General features: G+C 58.4%; 1 protein-coding gene. It reads right to left on the reverse strand.

Going from position 1 to position 1,247, the window contains the following annotated elements; all coding sequences use genetic code 11:
* Nucleotides 1-1,247: NADH-quinone oxidoreductase subunit L (gene nuoL, locus AC1DWI_RS23680; protein ID WP_477725976.1), on the reverse strand; the 1,247-nt coding region annotated here is incomplete at both ends.

Genomic DNA, 1,247 nt, shown 5'->3' on the forward strand with positions numbered 1-1,247 from the left:
TGCTTAAGCTCTTCCATGGCGTGATGTTTCTCGAGGTCCACGAAGATGGCGTCGTTGAAGAAATCGCCGTACAGCATGGGCTGTATCGTCATGAAACCGATGACCACCGACGGAATCGCCAGCAGGATCAGCGGCACCGTCACCACCCACGGGGATTCGTGCGGCTCGTGGTGTTCGTCATGATGGCCATGGTCGTCGTGACCGTGGTGGTGCGCGTCGGGATTCTGGTCATGGCGTTCCTTGCCGTGGAACACCAGGAAATACAGCCGGAAGGAATAGAAGGCCGTCACGAAGACACCTGCCAGCACCGCGAAGTAGGCAAAGCCAGCGCCTGCCAGGTGGCTCTCATGCACGGCTTCAATGATGCTGTCCTTGGAGTAAAAACCCGCGAACAACGGCGTGCCGATCAAGGCCAGCGTACCCAGCAACGAAGTGATCCAGGTGATGGGCATGTACTTGCGTACGCCGCCCATCCAGCGAATGTCCTGGTTATGGTGCATGCCGATGATGACCGAGCCCGCGGCCAGGAACAGCAGCGCCTTGAAGAAGGCGTGCGTCATCAGGTGGAACACCGCGACAGAATAGGCCGAGGCGCCCAGCGCCACCGTCATGTAACCCAGCTGCGAAAGTGTGGAATACGCGACCACACGCTTGATGTCGTTCTGGATGATGCCGAGAAAGCCCATGAACAGCGCCGTAATGGCACCTATCACCATGATGAAGCTGAGCGCGGTATCGCTGAGCTCAAACAGCGGTGACATGCGCGCCACCATGAAGATGCCGGCCGTCACCATGGTTGCTGCGTGAATCAGCGCGGAGATCGGGGTTGGGCCTTCCATGGAATCCGGCAACCAGACGTGCAAAGGGAATTGCGCTGACTTGCCCATGGCGCCAATGAAGAGGCAGATGCAAATCACGGTTACCAGCATCCAGCCGGTGCCCGGGAAGCTCAGCTTGGAAAGCTCGCCGGCCTTGGCAAAGGCCTCGCCGTAGTTCAGTGTGCCGGCATAGGCAGCGATCAGGCCGATGCCAAGGATGAAACCGAAATCGCCCACGCGGTTGACCAGGAAGGCCTTCATGTTTGCAAAGATGGCGGTCGGCTTGTTGAACCAGAAGCCGATCAGCAGATAGGACACCAGACCCACGGCCTCCCAGCCGAAGAACAGCTGAAGCATGTTGTTGCTCATCACCAGCATCAGCATGGAAAAGGTGAACAGCGAGATGTAGGCGAAGAAGCGGTTGTAGCC

The organism is Polaromonas sp. P3_C2, assembly GCF_056402675.1.